The sequence below is a fragment of the Roseovarius sp. CH_XMU1461 genome, from assembly GCF_037027165.1.
Classification (GTDB): Bacteria; Pseudomonadota; Alphaproteobacteria; order Rhodobacterales; family Rhodobacteraceae; genus Roseovarius; species Roseovarius nubinhibens.
In genome coordinates, this window is the sequence record NZ_JAYMDV010000012.1 from 12,988 (window position 1) to 30,215 (window position 17,228).

The window sequence follows — 17,228 nt, forward strand, 5'->3', positions numbered from 1 at the left end:
CATCATTTGGCAAAATAGTCCCTTTCAAAATGAGATTATTCAGTCCTTGGAGAGGATGAATTAGCTAGGGCTCAACCCAAGAGAAGGACCAAGCCCATGGTTGATGACGCCCCCCGCCCCCCGCTGCCTCCTTTCACCGCCGCGACCGCCCGCGAGAAAGTACGCCTGGCCGAAGACGGCTGGAACGGGCGCGACCCGGCCAAGGTGGCGCGGGCCTATACGCCGGACAGCCAGTGGCGAAACCGTGCCGAGTTTCCGACGGGCCGCGCCGAGATCGAGGCCTTTCTGACGCGCAAGTGGCGCAGGGAGCTGGAGTATCGGCTGATCAAGGAGCTCTGGGCCCATGACGGCAACCGCATCGCGGTCCGTTATGCATATGAGTATCGCGACGACAGCGGCCAGTGGTTCCGGGCCTATGGCAATGAGAATTGGGAGTTCGAGGAAAACGGTCTCATGGCGCGGCGACATGCCTCGATCAACGAGCTGCCGATCCGCGAGGAGGAACGCAAGTTCCACTGGCCTCTGGGCCGCCGCCCCGACGATCACCCCGGGTTAAGCGACCTGGGCCTCTAAGACATTTCATTCAAAGGAACCGATCCAATGACGACCCCGATCACACTTTACCGCACCCCGAAATCCGGCCATTGCCACCGTGTCGAGCTGATGCTGGCCTTTCTCGGGCGGCCCTATGAGACGGTCGATCTCGATATGGCGAATGGCGCGCACAAGGCCCCGGAGTTTCTCAGGCTCAGCCCGTTCGGACTGGTGCCCGCGATTGACGATGGCGGCTATACGCTGGCCGACAGCAACGCGATCCTGATCTATCTGGTGCAGCGCTATGCGAAAGGCTCGCATTGGCTGCCCGAGGCCCCGAAAGACGCCGCGGAGGTGCAACGCTGGCTGACGATTGCGGCAGACAACATCTATGCGGGTCCCTGTGCCGCGCGTCTGGTCAAGGTGTTCGGCACTAGTCACGATCACGCAGCATCGGTGACAAAGGCGCATGCTCTGTTCGGAATCATGGAGGCGCATCTGACGGGGCGCGACTGGCTGGCGACCCAGGCCATCACGGTCGCGGATGTGGCTGCGTATTCCTATATCGCGCATGCGCCCGAGGGCGGCGTGGATCTGGAGGGCTATCCCAACATCCGTACCTGGCTTGGCCGGATCGAGGCGCAGCCGAATTTCGTGCCGATGGCACGTTCGCCCATCCCCGAGACAGCCTGAACCCTGTTCTATGCTGGGGTCCGTACGGCCCCGGCAGCAATCCTTCGGAGCGACCATGACAGGCACGCAGGAAAATCCCTTTCATGAGGGCGAACGCGCCGCCCAAGAGCGCGCGGGCGTGGGCGATGTCTCGGCCTGGGCCGGTGGGTTCATCCGCGATCACCTGCCCTCGCAGCACCGCGCCTTTCACACCGCGCTGCCGTTTCTGGTGCTGGCCGGGGCGGATGGGCAGGGGCAGGTCTGGGCGACCATTCTGGATGGGGCGGAGGGGTTTATTACCTCGCCCGATGCGCGGCATCTTACGCTTGCGACCTCTGTCGAGGACGCAGATCCCCTAGCGGGTCGGTTCGCGCAGGGCGGCGACATTGGCGGCCTCGGTATCGAACTGGCCAGCCGTCGGCGCAACCGGTTCAGCGGGCATATCGCGCCCGGGGCAGAAGGTTTCACCATCTCAATGCGTCAGACCTTTGGCAATTGCCCGCAGTATATCCATCCCCGTGGACTGCGCCGGGTGACGCGCGAGCCGGGAGAGGTGGCCCGCAACAGCGTGCTGTCGGACGCACAAATTGCGCTGATCGAACGCACCGATACGCTTTTCATCGGGTCGGGCCATGACGGTCGGGAGGGTGCCGCGTCGAACGGCTATGACGCCTCGCATCGTGGTGGCGCGCCCGGGTTCGTGCACGTGGAGAGCCCCACGCGGCTTTTGCTGCCGGATTATGCGGGGAACAATTTTTTCAACACCATCGGCAATCTGATGGCGGACCCACGGGTGGGACTATTGTTCGTGGATTTCAAAAGCGGTGGGTTGCTGCATCTGACCGGCCGGGCCCATATCGACTGGTCGCCGCGCGATGCGCATGACCCGGACGCCTGGCGGATGATCCGGATCGACATCGAGGCGGTGATCGAGCGCCCCGCCGCTCTTGGGTTGCGGTGGCACGCGTTGGCGGGGCAGGCACGCCATCTTTGCCTGACGCGCCGGGTGAAAGAGGCCGATCACATCACCTCTTTCTATTTCGCGCCACTGGACGATCGCCCGCTTGCGCCGTTCGCGCCAGGGCAACATCTGCCCATCGCGGTGCAGATCCCCGGGCAAGCAGGGATGACGGCACGCAGCTATTCCCTGTCGGGCGATCCCGCGGATCGGTCAGCCTACAGGCTCAGCATAAAGCGGGAGGAACGCGGGCTGATGTCGCGCCATCTGCATGACGCGCTCTGGCCGGGTAAGGTGATCGAGGCGCTTCCGCCAGCGGGCGAGTTCGGTCTGCCGGAGGGCGATGAGCCGGTGGTGCTGATCAGTGCGGGGGTGGGCCTGACCCCGATGCTGTCGATGCTGCACGCTTTGGCCGGCACGGGTCGACCCGCCTGCTATGTCCATGCCGCCAAAAACGCGCGCGAACGAGCCATGGGCGCCGAGGTCCGCGCGCTGGTCACCGCGCATGAAACCCTGCGGAGCCGGGTCTATTTTAGTGAACCGACGGCGGAGGACCGGCTGGGTCGGGATTACGATGTCGAAGGGGTTCTGACGGCGGAGGCGGTCATCGCATTGGCAGGCGGCAATGGGGCGCATTTCTTGCTCTGCGGTCCGCCCCGGTTTTTGTCGGATATCCGATCAGGTCTCGAGCAACACGGCATCGCGCCCGGTCATATCCACTTTGAGACTTTTGGGCCCGGCTGAACGGGACATTCACGCGGCGGGCCGTCGCGCACGGCAGGGATCGGAGGCCGGGGCGGCAAGGCGGCGCCTCTGCGTTTCGCGCGACGGCTGGAGGTCGAACCGCTATTCCGCTACTGGTGGGACACGTGGAACGATGTTTCCCTCGCTGCGAGGAACGCCACAATAGGGGCCTTTTCTTGTCCCGTTCTTATTCGGGCCATTGAAACCCGCGCCGCGCGGAGACACCTACAGCCCCTAATTCATAGGAGTATTCAGATGTTCAAATCCATCGCCGCCGCCACGTTCCTCTCTGCCGCGCTCAGCGTCGGGCTTTCCGGTGCCGCTCTGGCACAAGACAACCAGACCCTGCGAGTCGGGATGTCGGGGGGCTATTTCCCGTTCACTTTTGTCAAACAGGACGTGTTGCAGGGCTTTGAGGTCGATGTGATGAACGCCGTCGGTGAAGAGACCGGTTTCGACATCGCGTTCGAGACCATGTCCTTTTCCGGCCTTGTCGGAGCGCTCGATGCGGGCCGTATCGACACGATCGCCAACCAGATCACCATCACCCCCGAACGCGAGGCCAAGTTCACCTTTACCCAGCCTTATGTCTATGACGGGGCGCAGGTGGTCGTGCGCGACGGAAATGACGAGATCGCCGGTGTCGAAGATCTGCGCGGCCGCACCGTTGCGGTGAACCTTGGGTCGAACTTTGAGCAATTGCTGCGCGAACAGCCCTTTGCCGAAGAGATCGAGATCAAGACCTATGAAGCGAACATCGCACAAGATACCGCATTGGGGCGCGTCGATGCCTTTGTGATGGACCGCGTCTCGTCGGCGCAGCTGATCCAGGAGAGCCCGCTACCGCTGGCGCTGGCCGGCAAGCCCTTCTCGGAGATCCGCAACGCGTTGCCATTCCGCAATGACGAGGCCGGGATCGCGCTGCGCGACAAGATTGATGCGGCGCTGACCACCCTGCGCGAGAACGGCACGCTGGCCGAGATTTCGCAGAAATGGTTCGGCACCGACATCACCAGCCCGGAGTAAGACGATGCGGGGACTGGACCTCGACTATATGCTGGGGCTGGTGCCCGTCATCCTGGGCTATGTGCCGCTTACCGTCGGCATGGCGGCGGCGGGGATGGGGCTTGCCCTCGTCCTCGCCTCGCTGCTGGCGGTCGAGCGGGTGTTTCGCATCCGTTGGCTCGATTGGGCGGTGCTGCTCTTCATCAGCTTTTTCCGCGGCACGCCACTCCTGGTGCAACTGTTTCTCTTTTACTATGGCCTGCCACAGGTGCTGAGCTTTCTGACCAGTATCGACGGGATCACCGCCGCGATCATGGGGCTGACGCTGCATTTTTCGGCCTATATGGCCGAGACGATCCGCGCCGCCATTCTGGGCGTTGACCGCAGCCAGTGGGAGGCCGCCCAGTCGATCGGTATGACACAACCGCAGATGATGCGGCGGATCATCCTGCCACAGGCGACACGTGTCGCGGCGCCGACGCTGGTCAATTACTTCATCGACATGATCAAGGGCACCTCGCTTGCTTTTGCCTTGGGCGTCACCGAGATGATGGGTGCGGCGCAAAAAGAGGCGGCGGGCAGTTTTCTCTATTTCGAAGCGTTTCTCGTCGTGGCGCTGATCTACTGGGCCATGGTCGAATTACTGAGCCAGGGACAAAAGCGGCTCGAAACCTATCTGAACAAGGCATACGCACGATGATTTCCATTCGCGGCCTAAGCAAGAGTTTCAACGGCACGACTGTGCTCGACGGCATTGACCTCGACATCGCGCCGGGCGAGCGGGTGGTGATCATCGGCCCTTCGGGGACCGGCAAATCGACGTTGCTGCGCTGTCTCAATTTCCTTGATCAGCCGGACGCGGGCCGGATCACCATCGGCGATGTGACGCTGGATGCCGCCGGTGTCAAGCGGGCCGAGATACTGGCCCTGCGCCGCCGCTCTGCTTTTGTCTTTCAGAACTACGCGCTCTTTGCCAACATGACCGCGCAGGAAAACATCATGGAGGCGTTGATCACCGTGCAAGGCCGGCCCAAGGCCGAGGCAGCGGCGCGCGCGCTCGAAGTGCTGACAGAAACCGGGCTGGCCGACAAGGCGGGCAGCTATCCGGCGAGCCTGTCCGGCGGGCAGCAACAGCGCGTCGGGATCGGGCGCGCCATGGCCATCGGCGCCGAACTGATGCTGTTCGACGAGCCGACCTCGGCGCTTGACCCCGAATGGGTCGGTGAGGTGCTCGACCTGATGCGGCGGGTGGCGGCGCGGGAACAGACCATGCTCATCGTGACCCATGAGATGCAATTCGCCCGCGAGATTGCGGATCGGGTGATTTTCATGCATGGCGGCAAAATCGTCGAGGAAGGCGCGCCGGACCAGATTTTCGGCGCTCCCCAGGACCCGCGACTCCAACGGTTTATGAGCCGACTGTCGGCGTGATTTGCGTGCGAGGCCGGCATAAATACACCGGGAGGTACAACGCGACGCTACTATCGATTTGGTTCGACCCCTCGAAGGGCATTTTGGACCTGCGCTCCTCAGGCCCTAGCTGTTCTGCCCCGCCATTTGGGGGATCGGATTCAAGATGAGTTGTCCAGGTTCTGATCGCCAGGCTTTGCGGATGTATTAGTGGGTGTGAGGCCGCTGAGCGTCTTCAATCTGCGTGCAAAGTTGTAGAGATCCAGGAAATCTGCAAGATGGCTGCGCAACGGCTCGTGGCTGTCGTATGGATAGCGTTTCACCGTCGCCTGCTTGAAGGTTAGGTTCATGCGCTCGACCCGGCCATTGGTCCAATGGTTCCGTTTGGTCAGCCGGTTCTCGATCCCGTTCGCCTAGCAGATCAAACCAAACCGCATGGACCAAGAGTAGACGCTGTTCCTGATGGCCAGGCCCGAGTTAAGGGTCTGGCCAGTTGGATCGTAGTGGCGACCGCTTAGGTTGTCTGCAGATAGGCTGCGAAGTGCTCCTCAAGAACGTCGTATTTGCGGTGCTTCTCAAGCCAACTCATCGTTTCAGGAATGGTAACTGGCAAAAGATCGCTTCCACCATTCATGTTACCCTCGCCCTCATCGGTCGCATAATGTGAATGCGATCCGCCTTCCCCAGCGATAAACCAGCGTCCATTCTCCGTGGCATACAGCTCTTCCTGAAACCAACTGGAATGGTCGTTGGTTTTATGGCGCACCGATGCGATCTTCTCTGCTGTGTCAGTGTTGTAGACGATGGCGTTTATTATTTTTTTCAATGTGAAACTCCTCTGTTATGTGGTTTCGACGCCTTACCTATCGCCAAATGTTTAATGCAGGATTTAGGGATCGCGGATTTCACCTTGATGGCTGATTTTTCTGCCTTCAGGCGTGTGCGATGGCGCAACGTGCCCACGAGTTCGCGGCATGCTCGGTGTTCGCCCCGACCGCGGCACTCACCGAGATGGCGGCAGAGCTATGGGCGCAGTCGATCACCTGAACCTGCAATGCGGGATACCTTAGCGGCGTCTACGCGGGGATCCGACCGCGCTGCGAATCGGCTGTCACCAACATCCAAAGGCACTTGGCCAGCAGCCCCATTTGACAAGTATTTCTGGCATGTTCCTTGTGTCCGTCCGAGGTTTGTCTCCAAAATTCTCGATGTGATCTCTAGCATTCTGCAAATGCTCACGCTCGCCGTAGCCATAGGGTCACTTGCCTGTTTTAAGGGGACATCCGCAGCGCCGCGGAAGTCATCTCCACCATCATCAGCGGGTGACCCTATGGGTTGCCTCAGCTTTCCATTTCTGCGGCAAAGGCGCGGGCTTCGTCTTTCTGCTCACCGGTGAATGCCTGCAGCGCAGATCCAGGGAACCAGGGCGAGAGCATCTTGGTCACGGCCGCCACCCATTGCTTATCAGAGATGATCGCCACATTGCCGATGTCCACCAGACGCCTGAGCATCTTCATCTCAAAACGGAGATCCTCGCGGATAGCGTCCTCCGTGATGTCATCCCAATCCCGGACATCGATCACAAATCCAAGCTTGTTGGTCTGCTCGAGGGCCGGGAGGATCCGATCCTCCATGTTCTTGATGTTGTCTTGCGTGACCACGCCGGCCAACTTCACCTCGGCCACGGGTTTGCTTTCCAAAATTCTGACTTCAATCATAAGGCACCTCCATTCCAAAAATTCAGAGAAGAACTTTTGGTTTCCGCGATCGATTCGCACCGGCGAAATTCTGCCTTGCCAGACAACCTTTCCGGGATTTAGGGTTCCCCGTATTGGGGCGCAAGCCGGGTACTATTGCATTGAGACATTTTCAGAAAATCGTTGCTGCAACGGTGAGCCTGCATTTTGCCGGTCCGACCGCGGCGGAGACCACCTGCTACGTAGAAGGCGCCAATCGGGTCTGCACCACGGTCACTCAGCGCGTCGATGGATCCGTGTCGACCACTTCGAGAAGCAGCACAGGCGAAACCTATTCGATCAACACCGAGGTCGACACCTCCTATAACGGGACGACCAGGATCACCTCAATAGATTCCAGTGGCCACAGCTACGGCATCAAGAGCTGGTCCGATGCGACGGGCAGCCATTCCATCGACACCGAGTGCAACAAATGCACGCTGACGCACTCTGGCCAATGGATCGGATGCTGAGATGGGGCAGGGAAGGCGGCCAAAACCCGATTGCTCTGATGCGCGATCTCTACAAATCCATGCGGCACTACGAGACCGATCAGCTGATCACCACTCATTTCAAAGGATTGCTTTTGGGAGACACCGATCTCGCACTCAGAGGTAGTCCTGCCGGCTTGGATTAAGTCAGCCATCAACTAATGAACGCAGGATTGGAACCTATTATTCTGCACGATAAGATTTCCTTGATGTCATCCAAATTCCGCCTTATTTATCCCGCACGATAAAGGGAGCGCGATGTGAGAAAGCCGACTGAAACCTTGGCGTGGGCAGAAAATATTGGGTCAAACATCAGGACACATCGCAAAGGCCTCGGCCTGAGCCTTGAGGAGCTTTCACGCCTCTCCGGATCTTCGGTGCCAACGCTGTCACATATCGAGCGCGGTACGAGAGATCTGAAGCTGTCCACCCTGGTGTCTTTATCACTTGCTCTGAGATGCGATCTTTCAGCCTTCATTCAGCCCGACACCCTCCCGGCCAGCACCTCCACTGACACAGATCAGGAAGGCTATGATCTGGAAGATGACTGTAAACCGGGGGCCTGATGACCGCTCAATGCAGTGGGTCATCGCGGGTGTGGGGGACATGACAGCTGAGGCGGAAGGCGCCTTTATGGCCAAATGGGATCAGGTGAGCACCTGGTGGGCGGCCGATCGATCTGAGGGAGCATCCGACCAGGACTGAGGGTCAGGACGCGCTATCCAACATTTTTTGGAAGAGTGCCTGCTGCTGCTCCTTGGTGAGCTCACAGAATGGGCGAGGGTCGCTGTCTTCTGATTTCTGGGTGGTCTGCTTTTGAGCTTCGTGGTTGGTCACGCCCGTCTCCTTGGGCTTTCTCTATTTCAGATGGGTGGAGATCCTGAAAATCTGGTTTCAGGGGATCATCTGTCTTCAGGACTTTAGGCGTCCCGCGGGGCGACTTGTTCGGTCTCTCCTAGAGTGACTTGTTCGGCGACTTGTTCGGTCGGCCGGCGGCCGCTGGGCCTGATGGCAAGGCGCCTTAATTTCTGGGGTAGGGTTTCCGCAGGTGGGTTTGGCAAGCCGTCTTCAGGCGGAAGGGATGTGCCCATACGGGGCAGATCTGAGGGCGCCTTGAGGTGAACTTGTTCGGTCGCTTGCCGGCAGGCTGGGAGAAGGCCCATGTCTGGTGGGGTTGGGAGATCCTGAAAGGACGGATGTCTGAGATCTTGATCTTGGATTGTGGAGGTGTCTTGCCGGGGCATGGTTTGGGGATCTTGAGATCCTGATCGGTTGGGGATCATCTGGTTCTGGTTGGTGAGGCAACCCTTTTGGCCTGGCCCAAATCCTTTTGGGTGGGGATCTTCCTGAAGGGATGTTTGGCAATCCTAATTGTCAACATTGGAAGAGAGCCTGAAGGGCTTGGGTGGTGGCCAATTGTCAACATTGGCAGGAGGCCTGATTGTCAACATTGGCGGCCGGACGGACGGCATGGGCAGGGGGCGGGCAGCGCGGAGCGGGGCCGGGCTTCTGGCCGGGTGGTGTGGGGCGAGCCAGGGCCTCTTCTGGGGGGCCGGGCACTCATGCGAAGCAGTGAGGGTCTGGACGGCCTGAAAGGGCTTGGTGAAACCTTCACCTTTTGGGGATGGCTGCAAAATGGATTTTCCGTTTTGGCTTGCTGTCCCCACTACTCCACCTTTGAGAAACGAAAATGTTGAGTAAGGTAACAGAAATGTTGAGTTTGGCGCTGGCAAAAATTCGACCTCGAAAACCGTCTGAACAGGGTGCCGGCCGCGCCCTGCAAAATCAGAAAAAGCCAACGATCACAGGGTCATGGGGCAGCCCCAAAACAGGCGCGCCAGCAGGGATCTCAACCTCTGCGACCTCGATTTTTTGATCTCCGGCCGTGCAACTTTGTCCGAGGCCAAGAACACGTTTGCCGCAGGAGTTTCACCCGCCATGACCAGCGACGGATCCCCAGCTCCAGACACTGCTCGGCGGCCGAAATCGGTCAATTTGTGACCAGATCAGGGGTCATTTCGTGGAAAATCAGGATTTCTGATCGAAAACCTCTCTGAGAACAGGCAATAGCGCTCCCACGAACAGAAGCCCGTGCAGAAATATTTTTCAGAGAAATCTCGAAATACTCAAAAACCCTTAGTCGAGCCTGCATTTGTCAACGAGCAAAAAGTTGACAGGTAACAAAAATGTTGAGTTAGGTAACGCACACCTGCGACTTTGGTAACGCATGTCTTAGGGTTTGGTAACGAAGATGGGCAAACTATTTTACATGTAAAATAAATTTTTTCCCTAGCAATATAAATTTTTCTACAGGGATGTCACAGTTTTTACTGGACCGTCCGGGCAAGCCCAGTTGGTGAGAGCAATCTCAGTCGTAGTATATCAGCCGACGCAGGCTTCGGTCTGAATCTCTTCCGCATTCATCTCGGTTTTGACATTGAAGCTTTCGAGAAGCAGGGGTTTCGCGTCGGCCGCGATCTGCTGCTGTGCTTCGGCGGGATTGGGATCGGTGATCATGTAGCCGCGCCCGTAGAAGTCTCGATATATTTATGCCCGGTTTCGGCGCGCAGGATCTCGCGGAAATTGCAGACATAGGCGTTGATCATCTTGTCATAAGTAGAGCTGTCGATCTCGTCATAGAAGCGTTGTCTCCAAGCTATGAGCCATCATAAGATGGACCATCTCGGAGAGAAGCAGCTCTGCATGCGCGACTACTTCTAGGACTACCTGCGATAAAACAATAAGCGTGAAATCTAAGGTACCGGCCAGATCCACTGCATCTCGCAACACATGACCTTTGGAGAGATCAAAGCGGCCATCAGCCCAGCTCCCGCCAACGCCTCTTGAATAAAAAAGCTTCGCAAATCAGCTTTTTACATGATCATCATTATGCGATTCAGTAGTGTGTAGCCGCAAAGCTAAAATGTCACCCATGAGCAATTCAGGAATGTCGCTCTCCCCTAAGAGATCGCTGGAGATTGTGCATGGGATGGGTGGTGATGAGCGAGCACGAGTTGCACCGCTTAGAGGTATTGGCGCAGGTCGATGATGGTCGGCTGACAGTGGACAATGCGGCAGAGCTTTTGGCTCTTACGTGTCGGCAGAGCGTCGCAACGGACCGGCTGGCCGAGATCTTCTGCCTGCGCAACAGGCACTATGTCAGCAAAGATCTGACTCTGAAGTACGATCACAAACGCATCCGGCTGGAGGTCAACGATCTGACACGGGGTCTGGTTGGCAAATACGCCGACACCTACGAGTTCCCCGACGGGCGCTTCCAGAATCGGCACAAGGGCATTGCCCTGCCCTGCACCATCGTCGATCCGCAGCAGCAGCGCGTCACGCATCCAGCGATCACCGACAACAAGCATCTCGGTGCGGTCCTCGCCCATATCAAGGCTGAGCAGGACAAGGCCGCCGATAATGTCGAAGTGCGCCCGGAAAGCGCCCGCGACGGTTACCGAAAGAATGGCCGCCGCAACAAAGGCTGGAACTCCCGCGCAGACCGCAAGCAAAACGCGGAACGCAAAGCCAGTCAGGACTGCGATATGTGAGGTCTCCGCCCTGTCAGGCTTTGCTCCCATCGCGTCCTACGGTGACACTTCTGCTTTGCGCAACAAGTGACATTTCTACTTAGTTGCAACAGTAGTGCAGCCGGCCCCGGATGCCATACTGATCAGAAACGAATTCACCTGTCTCTTCTACGTCCCCATTCGGGAACAACGCCCTGAATTGATCTCGGAAGAAAGCTTGGCGCAACTCCCTCCAACAGGGCAGATCGATATTGCAAAGAAAATCGATATCGGCCGGCTCCCTGTACTCCGCCCCCCAATTCCATGACGATGGCAGTTTCGCCCCAAAATAGGCATGCGCAGAGATCAGAAGAACTCTGCGCATTCTAGCCATAATTACCTGGATTCTCTGATGATGCTTGCGCATCAAACATTCAGTTGAGCGGCTCGGTAATTCTTCTTGAGATGACGCATCAAGGCAATCTCTCGGTCGCCAAGGTGCTTAGCCCTGACATGACGCCAATTACGAACGTAAAGACGCGCGGCGTCCTTCTCTTCCAACTCGGCATCTGCAGGCATGTTCCAGCAGAGAGCTTTGAGCTGTGGATAGTCTGCAACTTTGATCATCACTCCCTCCTGTTCTACGGGTGGCCAAAAGATGCCAATATGGGGCAATTACCTACGCTTTTCAAGCGAAACGAGTACTTCAAATTTACTACTGACTGATGGCAGCCTTATGATGCTGCACGAGATTTTGGTAGATGGTTTGGAGTTGAAGCGGCAGGATCATGGAATTCCTACACAACAAATATTTTGTGTGGGAAATATAGATAGTATCGTCGTACCGTGCCATGCCTATATTAGGCGCAATTTATGCATCACTTTCTCTGTAAGTGGATGGAGCACGGGCGGAGTGTACTTCCGCATAACTCTGAGTCTGTCCTGCTTATACGTTTGTTGGTCCGATGTGCCGGGACGTGGTCGGAAAAGAGTGCTATGGGCCACATGGCTGTCTGTCCAGGTTGCGGTATAATAGTATAGCGCAATGGAAATTCTTGGTTTTCCATCTGGGTGGTTTACTGGTTCCGGATTTCCATGCATGCTTTTTGATGATGTACTAAAACAGCACATCCGATTTTGAATCGGAGCGTAACTAGAAATCTTCTCCTTCATATCATCAGTCCAGATCTCAAAATCTCCGCCATACTCAGCTTTCCATTCTGGGTTGAGATATATGAGAACGTTCAGCCGCCTTTCTAAGTTCATCTGTTTGTGGTGGTTGAAATCGGCATGGACTCCTAGATAGCCGCCGTTGTTGGTTCTGTGTATGCCGCCGCCCTTGAAATAAGGATCGGCGATCAAACCACTGATACCAGACATTTCTTCTAGGAAACGGATAAAAGACTGGGAGTTGAGTGCGCTAAAAACAAGCCGTGTATAGTCAGGCAGTATATCAGGGCTATAGGATGCTTTGAGATGCTCTTGGGCGGAGCTGTTTTCTGGTGGCTTTGGGTCAAAGGCTAAAGCTTCCCCATAAACCTTTTGCACAATCTCCAAGGGCAGAAAATCATCGATGCAAATATGGTGGTATGGCTCACCGGATCGATACTCGTGAGTATACTTCTTTCCTATTTTGGCGGCCTCTTTGGGCGGAAGATATAGGCTTTCAGTATCAACTGGGTAGACAGGTTTGGCTTCAGCGGACATTGGCACTCCAAAATCTTGCGGCGCATGACAAACTTAGTCCTATGTCTGTCTCTCTGTAAAGCTCTCCAGAATTATCAAGCGTCGCCATAGGAGTGTACGGGGCAGTCGGCCAAGCGGAAGACTAGGACTCGGCGATGGAGAGCGCTGAACTCCCTATCAACTCATTTTTCAATAACTTACGCGACAGTTTGTAACGTTGTAACAGCCTGAAAGGCGGTTTGATGACGTTAAGTAGCACTAGCCATTTCTCGTCCAAAAACGACCGACAAGAGCGCTCGGACGGATTGGGCGAGGTCCAGAAAGCTGACGCATTGTTCTAAGCGCAGCTGACAGCTGGTCCTTTAGCCCCCAAAGCAATTTTAGATACTGGCTGGCATCTACTAACATGTTGACATTTCTCCAACAAACTGCATCTTGCCCCTATTACTCTCCAAGCCGGTGAATCGGGCCAGTGTATTGGTGGTCTGACCCAGCTTCCCTCGGGCGCATAGATTGTTAGCCCGAGGGATTTAGTTTCCAGTGATATGAAAATTGAAAAATGGATTTCGCTTATGGCATTTCTTCGGCGCTTTCGGCGTTTCCTCTGCAGCATTGGTATACACGATTGGCGTGAAAGTACGCGAATGCCGGAAGTTGTCTGCCGCCGATGCAGCATCCGTCGAGGTCGATATTAGAGATACCGTCGATATGGTGTGGCGGCACCCTCATTTTTTGCTCGATGCCATAACGTCGATTGAGCTGCTTAAAATGAGACATGCCAGAGCACGAAGCTCTCATCTGAGAGATCCGCTTGGCCAGCCACGAAGCGCTCAGGCCTTCCGGCTCCCATTCCAGCGAAACCGCTGCGCCCACCTTCTCGGGTTTGTCCTTATGAGGGCATCGCATTCCCTTTCGAACAGGCTGCTTTTGAAGAACGCCGCGCCGCTCGGTTTCATCTCCAGAGGAGAGACACTCTCGATTGTGCCTGCGAGTGTATGTACAAGATTGTCCCGCACTGCCCCTGTCCGTGACGCCTTGCGCGTGGCGGGATCAGCGAACGACCTGACTTGTCGCGCGTCGCGCGGTAGGACCTTGTAGTCTATAAGATTTATCATGGTTTTGGACAGAAATCCGCCCAAATCTAAAACTGTTCTCTCCGACCTGCGAATTTTTAGGTGCAGGCAGATGGGCATTGGACTCTGACTATATCCGGGTTGCGAGGTGCCTGGCGAAGCCCGCCGAAGTCCAACTTCGGTTGTTGCATCTGCTTGGACAAGCAGGCAGGCTACACTTGATAACTCTGCTATAATCGCTATGCTTGCAGGGACAGCCTAGCTGAGGGCCCGCTCTCCATCGAACGAGACCATCATGATCAAAACCTCGGCCTCAAGATTGGAAATTTCTGAAGAGGTTTCTCGAAAATTGATTGGTAAGAGGGATCTAGACTCTCTCAAACTTGCTCTATTGGACTTGTCATCGATCGAGGAGCTTCAGCAGGACATCATGCAGATATTGGCTGAGTTTGATCGCGCGGCAATGGGGTTCTCAGATTTTCCTATTCAAAAAGAACTGTCTCCAAACCCCTCGAGGTTGACTCCACGGACGCAATATTCCCATGAGAAAATTCCGTTTCCTAGGACAGCAACTACCAACAAGAATTGGTGGGGATCGCGAGATCATCATGAGTTTTACGAATACCTCATGTCTACGAGTCTTGAGAAACTCATTAGAGACCACTTCCTTGGTTTAGCGACTCTCCATATGAGACCCGACAGCCCTTCATCTCAAGAGGCCGAAATTGAGATTTCTCTCGATTCCCAACTCGTAGAAGCTCTGGAGCGGGCTGAGTGGGTTCAGCATCTGTTTTGCTCCGTCGCATTCGCTACTCAGAAGCAAGCCTGTAAGTTTTTAGGAAAATCGAGCTCCAACCCGTCTTCGACGCTTCTGCGCCTCGAGGCAAAGCGAACAATCCTTCGCTTTGACAAGGAAGGTAGGCCTGCCTATCCGGTATTTCAGTTCGACATTGATCGGCAACGAGTCCACCCGGTGATCTCAGACCTGATCGAGACTGCAGAGGAAAACAAATGGCCGGAAATCCTACTTCTTGAATGGCTTGTGCTGGACAACAGTAATTTTGAATGTAGGCCGCCCTTCGAATTTCTTGGATCATACCCTGATTACGTCTCAAAAATATTCAAGACAGTCAGTTCACCCCCAAACTTCGGGTAGGCAGGTATGGAAGTCAGAATCCCGATCCCTTCTGTAGAGAGACTGAGAGGATTGACGACAGGACGTGTCGTTGGATGCCTGAACTAGGCTCCTTAGAATCCATCACGGCAAATACCCAGCCGATCAATTTTACGGGATCCACAAATGAAGATGCACGTTTCTCTCCCTTGGTAAATGAAGTTGGAACCGTGATACCAACATTCTATTCGGCAAAGACCATGGCAGCCGCTGCCTGCGAGATCATCATGCGCAACACTGGGGCCAAGAAAGCTACCATCAATTCGATGAGGTTCACAGACCATGTCTGGAGCGACGTCTCTATGGATAAAGAGATCAAGCTTCTGGATCTGACTGCCGAAGGACAGAGGTGTATCGGGCTCGAGCAAAACGCTTTGCTTGCAGGAAGGCAAAATACCTCCGAAGAGCCTAGGAGGTGATCCCGTTCAGGGCTCCCTGGGATGGCGTGCAGCAATGAGATGAACTTCCGGGCGAGTTCCGAGGGGAATGACATGCGTGGCTCCTTTTGGCGAAAAAGTAGCCTGACAACCTCAATCTGGGGTGTTTTGGGGCCAGAGCCTCACACCGTAAGATATGACTTTTACATCTGATCCAACCGCGCCCTCACACCGTAAGATGTGACTTTTTGGGAGGGCTGACGCCCGGTATCACACCGTAAGATCCGACTTTTAGACCCTATGCCGACCTCTGCCTCATACCGTAAGATTCGACTTTTCGGAGAGCGCTGGCTTCATCTCTCACCGTAAGATGTGACTTTTAGAGCCCCCTTAGTGAGTCTCCTCACACCGTAAATTATGACTTTTAGGAGCGTTATGAGCACACTAGGACCATCAGCAATCGCCAAGCAGTGATTCTGGGCCCATACCGTAAGATATGACTTCAACGGAGGCCCGTAGCTGCGGCTTCACCCTGTCCTCACACCGTAAGATATGACTTTTAGCCGGCCATCAGGGCACCTCGAAATAGACTTCTGATAGAGATCGATGAGCGGGCGAATCTCACACCGTAAGATGTGACTTTTAACGTAAACGGTGTCCTGGCCCCACGTTGTAGGGGCGGTGCTCGCCTGCGAGATCATACCCATCTCATAGTGGGGAGTGCGTTTCGCAATGTGCGCTACAAATTCGTTTCTCAAATCGTTGGGCGTCGAGATCTACGCGTCGGGTCACCGGCGGTGGCCGGATGCAGTGAAGGCGCAGGCCGTTGCGGATACGCTTGAGCCGGGCGCGACAGTGAATGCCGTGGCGGCGCGGTATGGGGTCTTGCCAAACCAGCTGTCGGCTTGGCGCCGGCTGGCGAAGCAGGGGGAGCTGGTGTTGCCAGCGGCGGAGCTGGATGAACCGGTCTTCGCTCCGCTGGTGGTCTGCGATGTGCCGGAGGCGCCGCGGGAACCGGACATTCCGGCATCGGAAGAGGTGATCCGGATCCTCTCGGGCGAAGTCAGGATTGAGCTGGCATCCGGCACGCCCGCAGCCCAGATCGCCGAGATCGTGCATGCGCTCGGGACCTCGCCATGCTGATGCCGTCGCAGGGCGTCCGGATCCTGGTGGCGACGAAGCCGGTGGATTTCCGCAAAGGCCATGACGGCTTGGCAGCGCTCGTGCAGTCAGCACTGGCGGAAGATCCGTTCACGGGCACGGTCTTCGTATTCCGGGCCAAGCGGGCGGACAGGATGAAGATCCTGTTCTGGGTCGGCAGTGGCTTGGTCATGGCCTACAAGCGGCTGGAGGAGAGCAGCTTCACCTGGCCTGCCATAAGCGACGGGGCGATGACCTTGAACCGCGCCCAATTCGAGGCGCTGTTTGCCGGGCTGGATTGGCGGCGGGTGCGGTCCCTTGAAGCGCGCCGACCGGCTGCGGCAGAGTGACTCGGGCGCCCGGAAAGCCTGCCCACCAAGGTGCGGATCGAGCTATGCTCCGGCCATGTCCAGTGCCCCGCCCATCGACCTTTCTGCCATTCCCGAAGACCAGCGTGACGCTGTTCTGGCAGTGCTGCGCGAGCGGGATGCGCTGCGGGAGGCCAACAAACGCCTGGAGCACCTCATTGCCGAGCTGAACCAGGCCGTGCATGGCAAACGGTCGGAGAAGCTGAGCGAAGACGAGCGGCAACTGGCGTTCGAGGATCTTGAGGCCGCAGTCGCCGAGGTCGAGACCCAGCAGGACGAACAGGCTCCGCCGCAAGCGTCCCCGCGCCGGGCGGTCCGGCGCAACCGGGGCAATCTACCCAAGGACCT

The 17,228-nt window shown here is 56.6% G+C and carries 20 protein-coding genes and 1 pseudogene; 14 read left to right on the forward strand and 7 right to left on the reverse strand.

The window, feature by feature from the left end:
• Window positions 1-96: 96 nt before the first annotated feature.
• The 6 genes from WA237_RS18295 (at window position 97) to WA237_RS18320 (ending at window position 5,344) form a co-directional block, all read left to right on the forward strand.
• Window positions 97-573, forward strand: coding sequence for a nuclear transport factor 2 family protein (locus WA237_RS18295; RefSeq protein WP_336099417.1), 477 nt, complete (start codon window positions 97-99; stop codon window positions 571-573).
• A gap of 27 nt (window positions 574-600) precedes the next feature.
• Entirely contained in the window at window positions 601-1,227 is a 627-nt protein-coding gene (locus tag WA237_RS18300; protein WP_336099418.1) for a glutathione S-transferase family protein, read from the forward strand.
• Between the two features lie 55 nt (window positions 1,228-1,282).
• The gene (locus WA237_RS18305) at window positions 1,283-2,908 is read left to right on the forward strand and encodes an FAD-binding oxidoreductase (protein ID WP_336099420.1); all 1,626 of its coding nucleotides are present in this window, start codon (window positions 1,283-1,285) and stop codon (window positions 2,906-2,908) included.
• 255 nt (window positions 2,909-3,163) lie between these two features.
• Window positions 3,164-3,934, forward strand: a complete 771-nt coding sequence (locus WA237_RS18310) for an amino acid ABC transporter substrate-binding protein (RefSeq protein ID WP_336099422.1) — start codon at window positions 3,164-3,166, stop codon at window positions 3,932-3,934.
• Between the two features lie 4 nt (window positions 3,935-3,938).
• Complete coding sequence (locus tag WA237_RS18315) at window positions 3,939-4,613, forward strand: amino acid ABC transporter permease (RefSeq protein ID WP_336099424.1); 675 nt, start codon at window positions 3,939-3,941, stop codon at window positions 4,611-4,613.
• Window positions 4,610-5,344 carry an amino acid ABC transporter ATP-binding protein gene (locus WA237_RS18320; RefSeq protein ID WP_336099426.1) on the forward strand — a complete coding sequence of 245 codons (735 nt, stop codon included), beginning with the start codon at window positions 4,610-4,612 and terminating at the stop codon, window positions 5,342-5,344. Before WA237_RS18315 ends, WA237_RS18320 begins: the two co-directional genes overlap by 4 nt.
• 105 nt (window positions 5,345-5,449) lie before the next feature.
• Here the strand turns inward: WA237_RS18320 and WA237_RS18325 are convergent.
• The 3 genes and pseudogenes from WA237_RS18325 to WA237_RS18335 all read right to left on the reverse strand — a co-directional run.
• Window positions 5,450-5,727, reverse strand: a pseudogene (locus tag WA237_RS18325) (integrase core domain-containing protein); the annotation flags it as partial.
• Between the two features lie 110 nt (window positions 5,728-5,837).
• The gene (locus tag WA237_RS18330) at window positions 5,838-6,149 is read right to left on the reverse strand and encodes a hypothetical protein (RefSeq protein ID WP_336099427.1); all 312 of its coding nucleotides are present in this window, start codon (window positions 6,147-6,149) and stop codon (window positions 5,838-5,840) included.
• 514 nt (window positions 6,150-6,663) lie between these two features.
• Window positions 6,664-7,041 (reverse strand): STAS/SEC14 domain-containing protein, encoded by a 378-nt coding sequence (locus WA237_RS18335; protein WP_336099429.1) that lies wholly within the window; start codon window positions 7,039-7,041, stop codon window positions 6,664-6,666.
• 113 nt (window positions 7,042-7,154) lie between these two features.
• Between WA237_RS18335 and WA237_RS18340 the strand changes: the two genes are divergently transcribed.
• Entirely contained in the window at window positions 7,155-7,532 is a 378-nt protein-coding gene (locus WA237_RS18340; protein ID WP_336099430.1) for a hypothetical protein, read from the forward strand.
• 278 nt (window positions 7,533-7,810) lie between these two features.
• Window positions 7,811-8,116: a helix-turn-helix domain-containing protein gene (locus tag WA237_RS18345; RefSeq protein ID WP_336099431.1), complete on the forward strand. Its 306-nt coding sequence runs from the start codon at window positions 7,811-7,813 to the stop codon at window positions 8,114-8,116.
• A gap of 142 nt (window positions 8,117-8,258) precedes the next feature.
• On the opposite strand, the gene WA237_RS18350 is transcribed toward WA237_RS18345, so the two are convergent.
• Entirely contained in the window at window positions 8,259-8,387 is a 129-nt protein-coding gene (locus WA237_RS18350; RefSeq protein WP_336099432.1) for a hypothetical protein, read from the reverse strand.
• A 1,545-nt stretch (window positions 8,388-9,932) separates the two neighbouring features.
• On the reverse strand, window positions 9,933-10,067 hold the full coding sequence (locus tag WA237_RS18355; RefSeq protein ID WP_336099434.1) for a hypothetical protein: 135 nt from the start codon (window positions 10,065-10,067) through the stop codon (window positions 9,933-9,935).
• A 482-nt stretch (window positions 10,068-10,549) separates the two neighbouring features.
• Between WA237_RS18355 and WA237_RS18360 the strand changes: the two genes are divergently transcribed.
• Window positions 10,550-11,104 (forward strand): hypothetical protein, encoded by a 555-nt coding sequence (locus WA237_RS18360; RefSeq protein WP_336099436.1) that lies wholly within the window; start codon window positions 10,550-10,552, stop codon window positions 11,102-11,104.
• Between the two features lie 384 nt (window positions 11,105-11,488).
• Here the strand turns inward: WA237_RS18360 and WA237_RS18365 are convergent, their stop codons facing one another.
• Window positions 11,489-11,689, reverse strand: a complete 201-nt coding sequence (locus tag WA237_RS18365) for a hypothetical protein (RefSeq protein WP_336099438.1) — start codon at window positions 11,687-11,689, stop codon at window positions 11,489-11,491.
• A gap of 228 nt (window positions 11,690-11,917) precedes the next feature.
• Window positions 11,918-12,769 carry a 2OG-Fe(II) oxygenase gene (locus tag WA237_RS18370; protein ID WP_336099439.1) on the reverse strand — a complete coding sequence of 284 codons (852 nt, stop codon included), beginning with the start codon at window positions 12,767-12,769 and terminating at the stop codon, window positions 11,918-11,920.
• 1,347 nt (window positions 12,770-14,116) lie between these two features.
• Between WA237_RS18370 and WA237_RS18375 the strand changes: the two genes are divergently transcribed.
• The 5 genes from WA237_RS18375 to WA237_RS18395 form a co-directional block, all read left to right on the forward strand.
• A complete protein-coding gene (locus WA237_RS18375; protein ID WP_336099441.1) occupies window positions 14,117-14,977 on the forward strand; it encodes a hypothetical protein in 861 nt (286 codons plus the stop codon).
• A 74-nt stretch (window positions 14,978-15,051) separates the two neighbouring features.
• Window positions 15,052-15,414 (forward strand): hypothetical protein, encoded by a 363-nt coding sequence (locus WA237_RS18380; RefSeq protein ID WP_336099442.1) that lies wholly within the window; start codon window positions 15,052-15,054, stop codon window positions 15,412-15,414.
• Between the two features lie 690 nt (window positions 15,415-16,104).
• Window positions 16,105-16,515 carry an IS66-like element accessory protein TnpA gene (gene tnpA, locus WA237_RS18385; protein WP_336099443.1) on the forward strand — a complete coding sequence of 137 codons (411 nt, stop codon included), beginning with the start codon at window positions 16,105-16,107 and terminating at the stop codon, window positions 16,513-16,515.
• Window positions 16,509-16,862 (forward strand): IS66 family insertion sequence element accessory protein TnpB, encoded by a 354-nt coding sequence (tnpB, locus tag WA237_RS18390; protein ID WP_336099445.1) that lies wholly within the window; start codon window positions 16,509-16,511, stop codon window positions 16,860-16,862. Before tnpA ends, tnpB begins: the two co-directional genes overlap by 7 nt.
• Before the next feature lie 55 nt (window positions 16,863-16,917).
• A partial coding sequence (locus WA237_RS18395) for a transposase (protein WP_336099446.1) occupies window positions 16,918-17,228 on the forward strand: 311 nt, incomplete at its 3' end.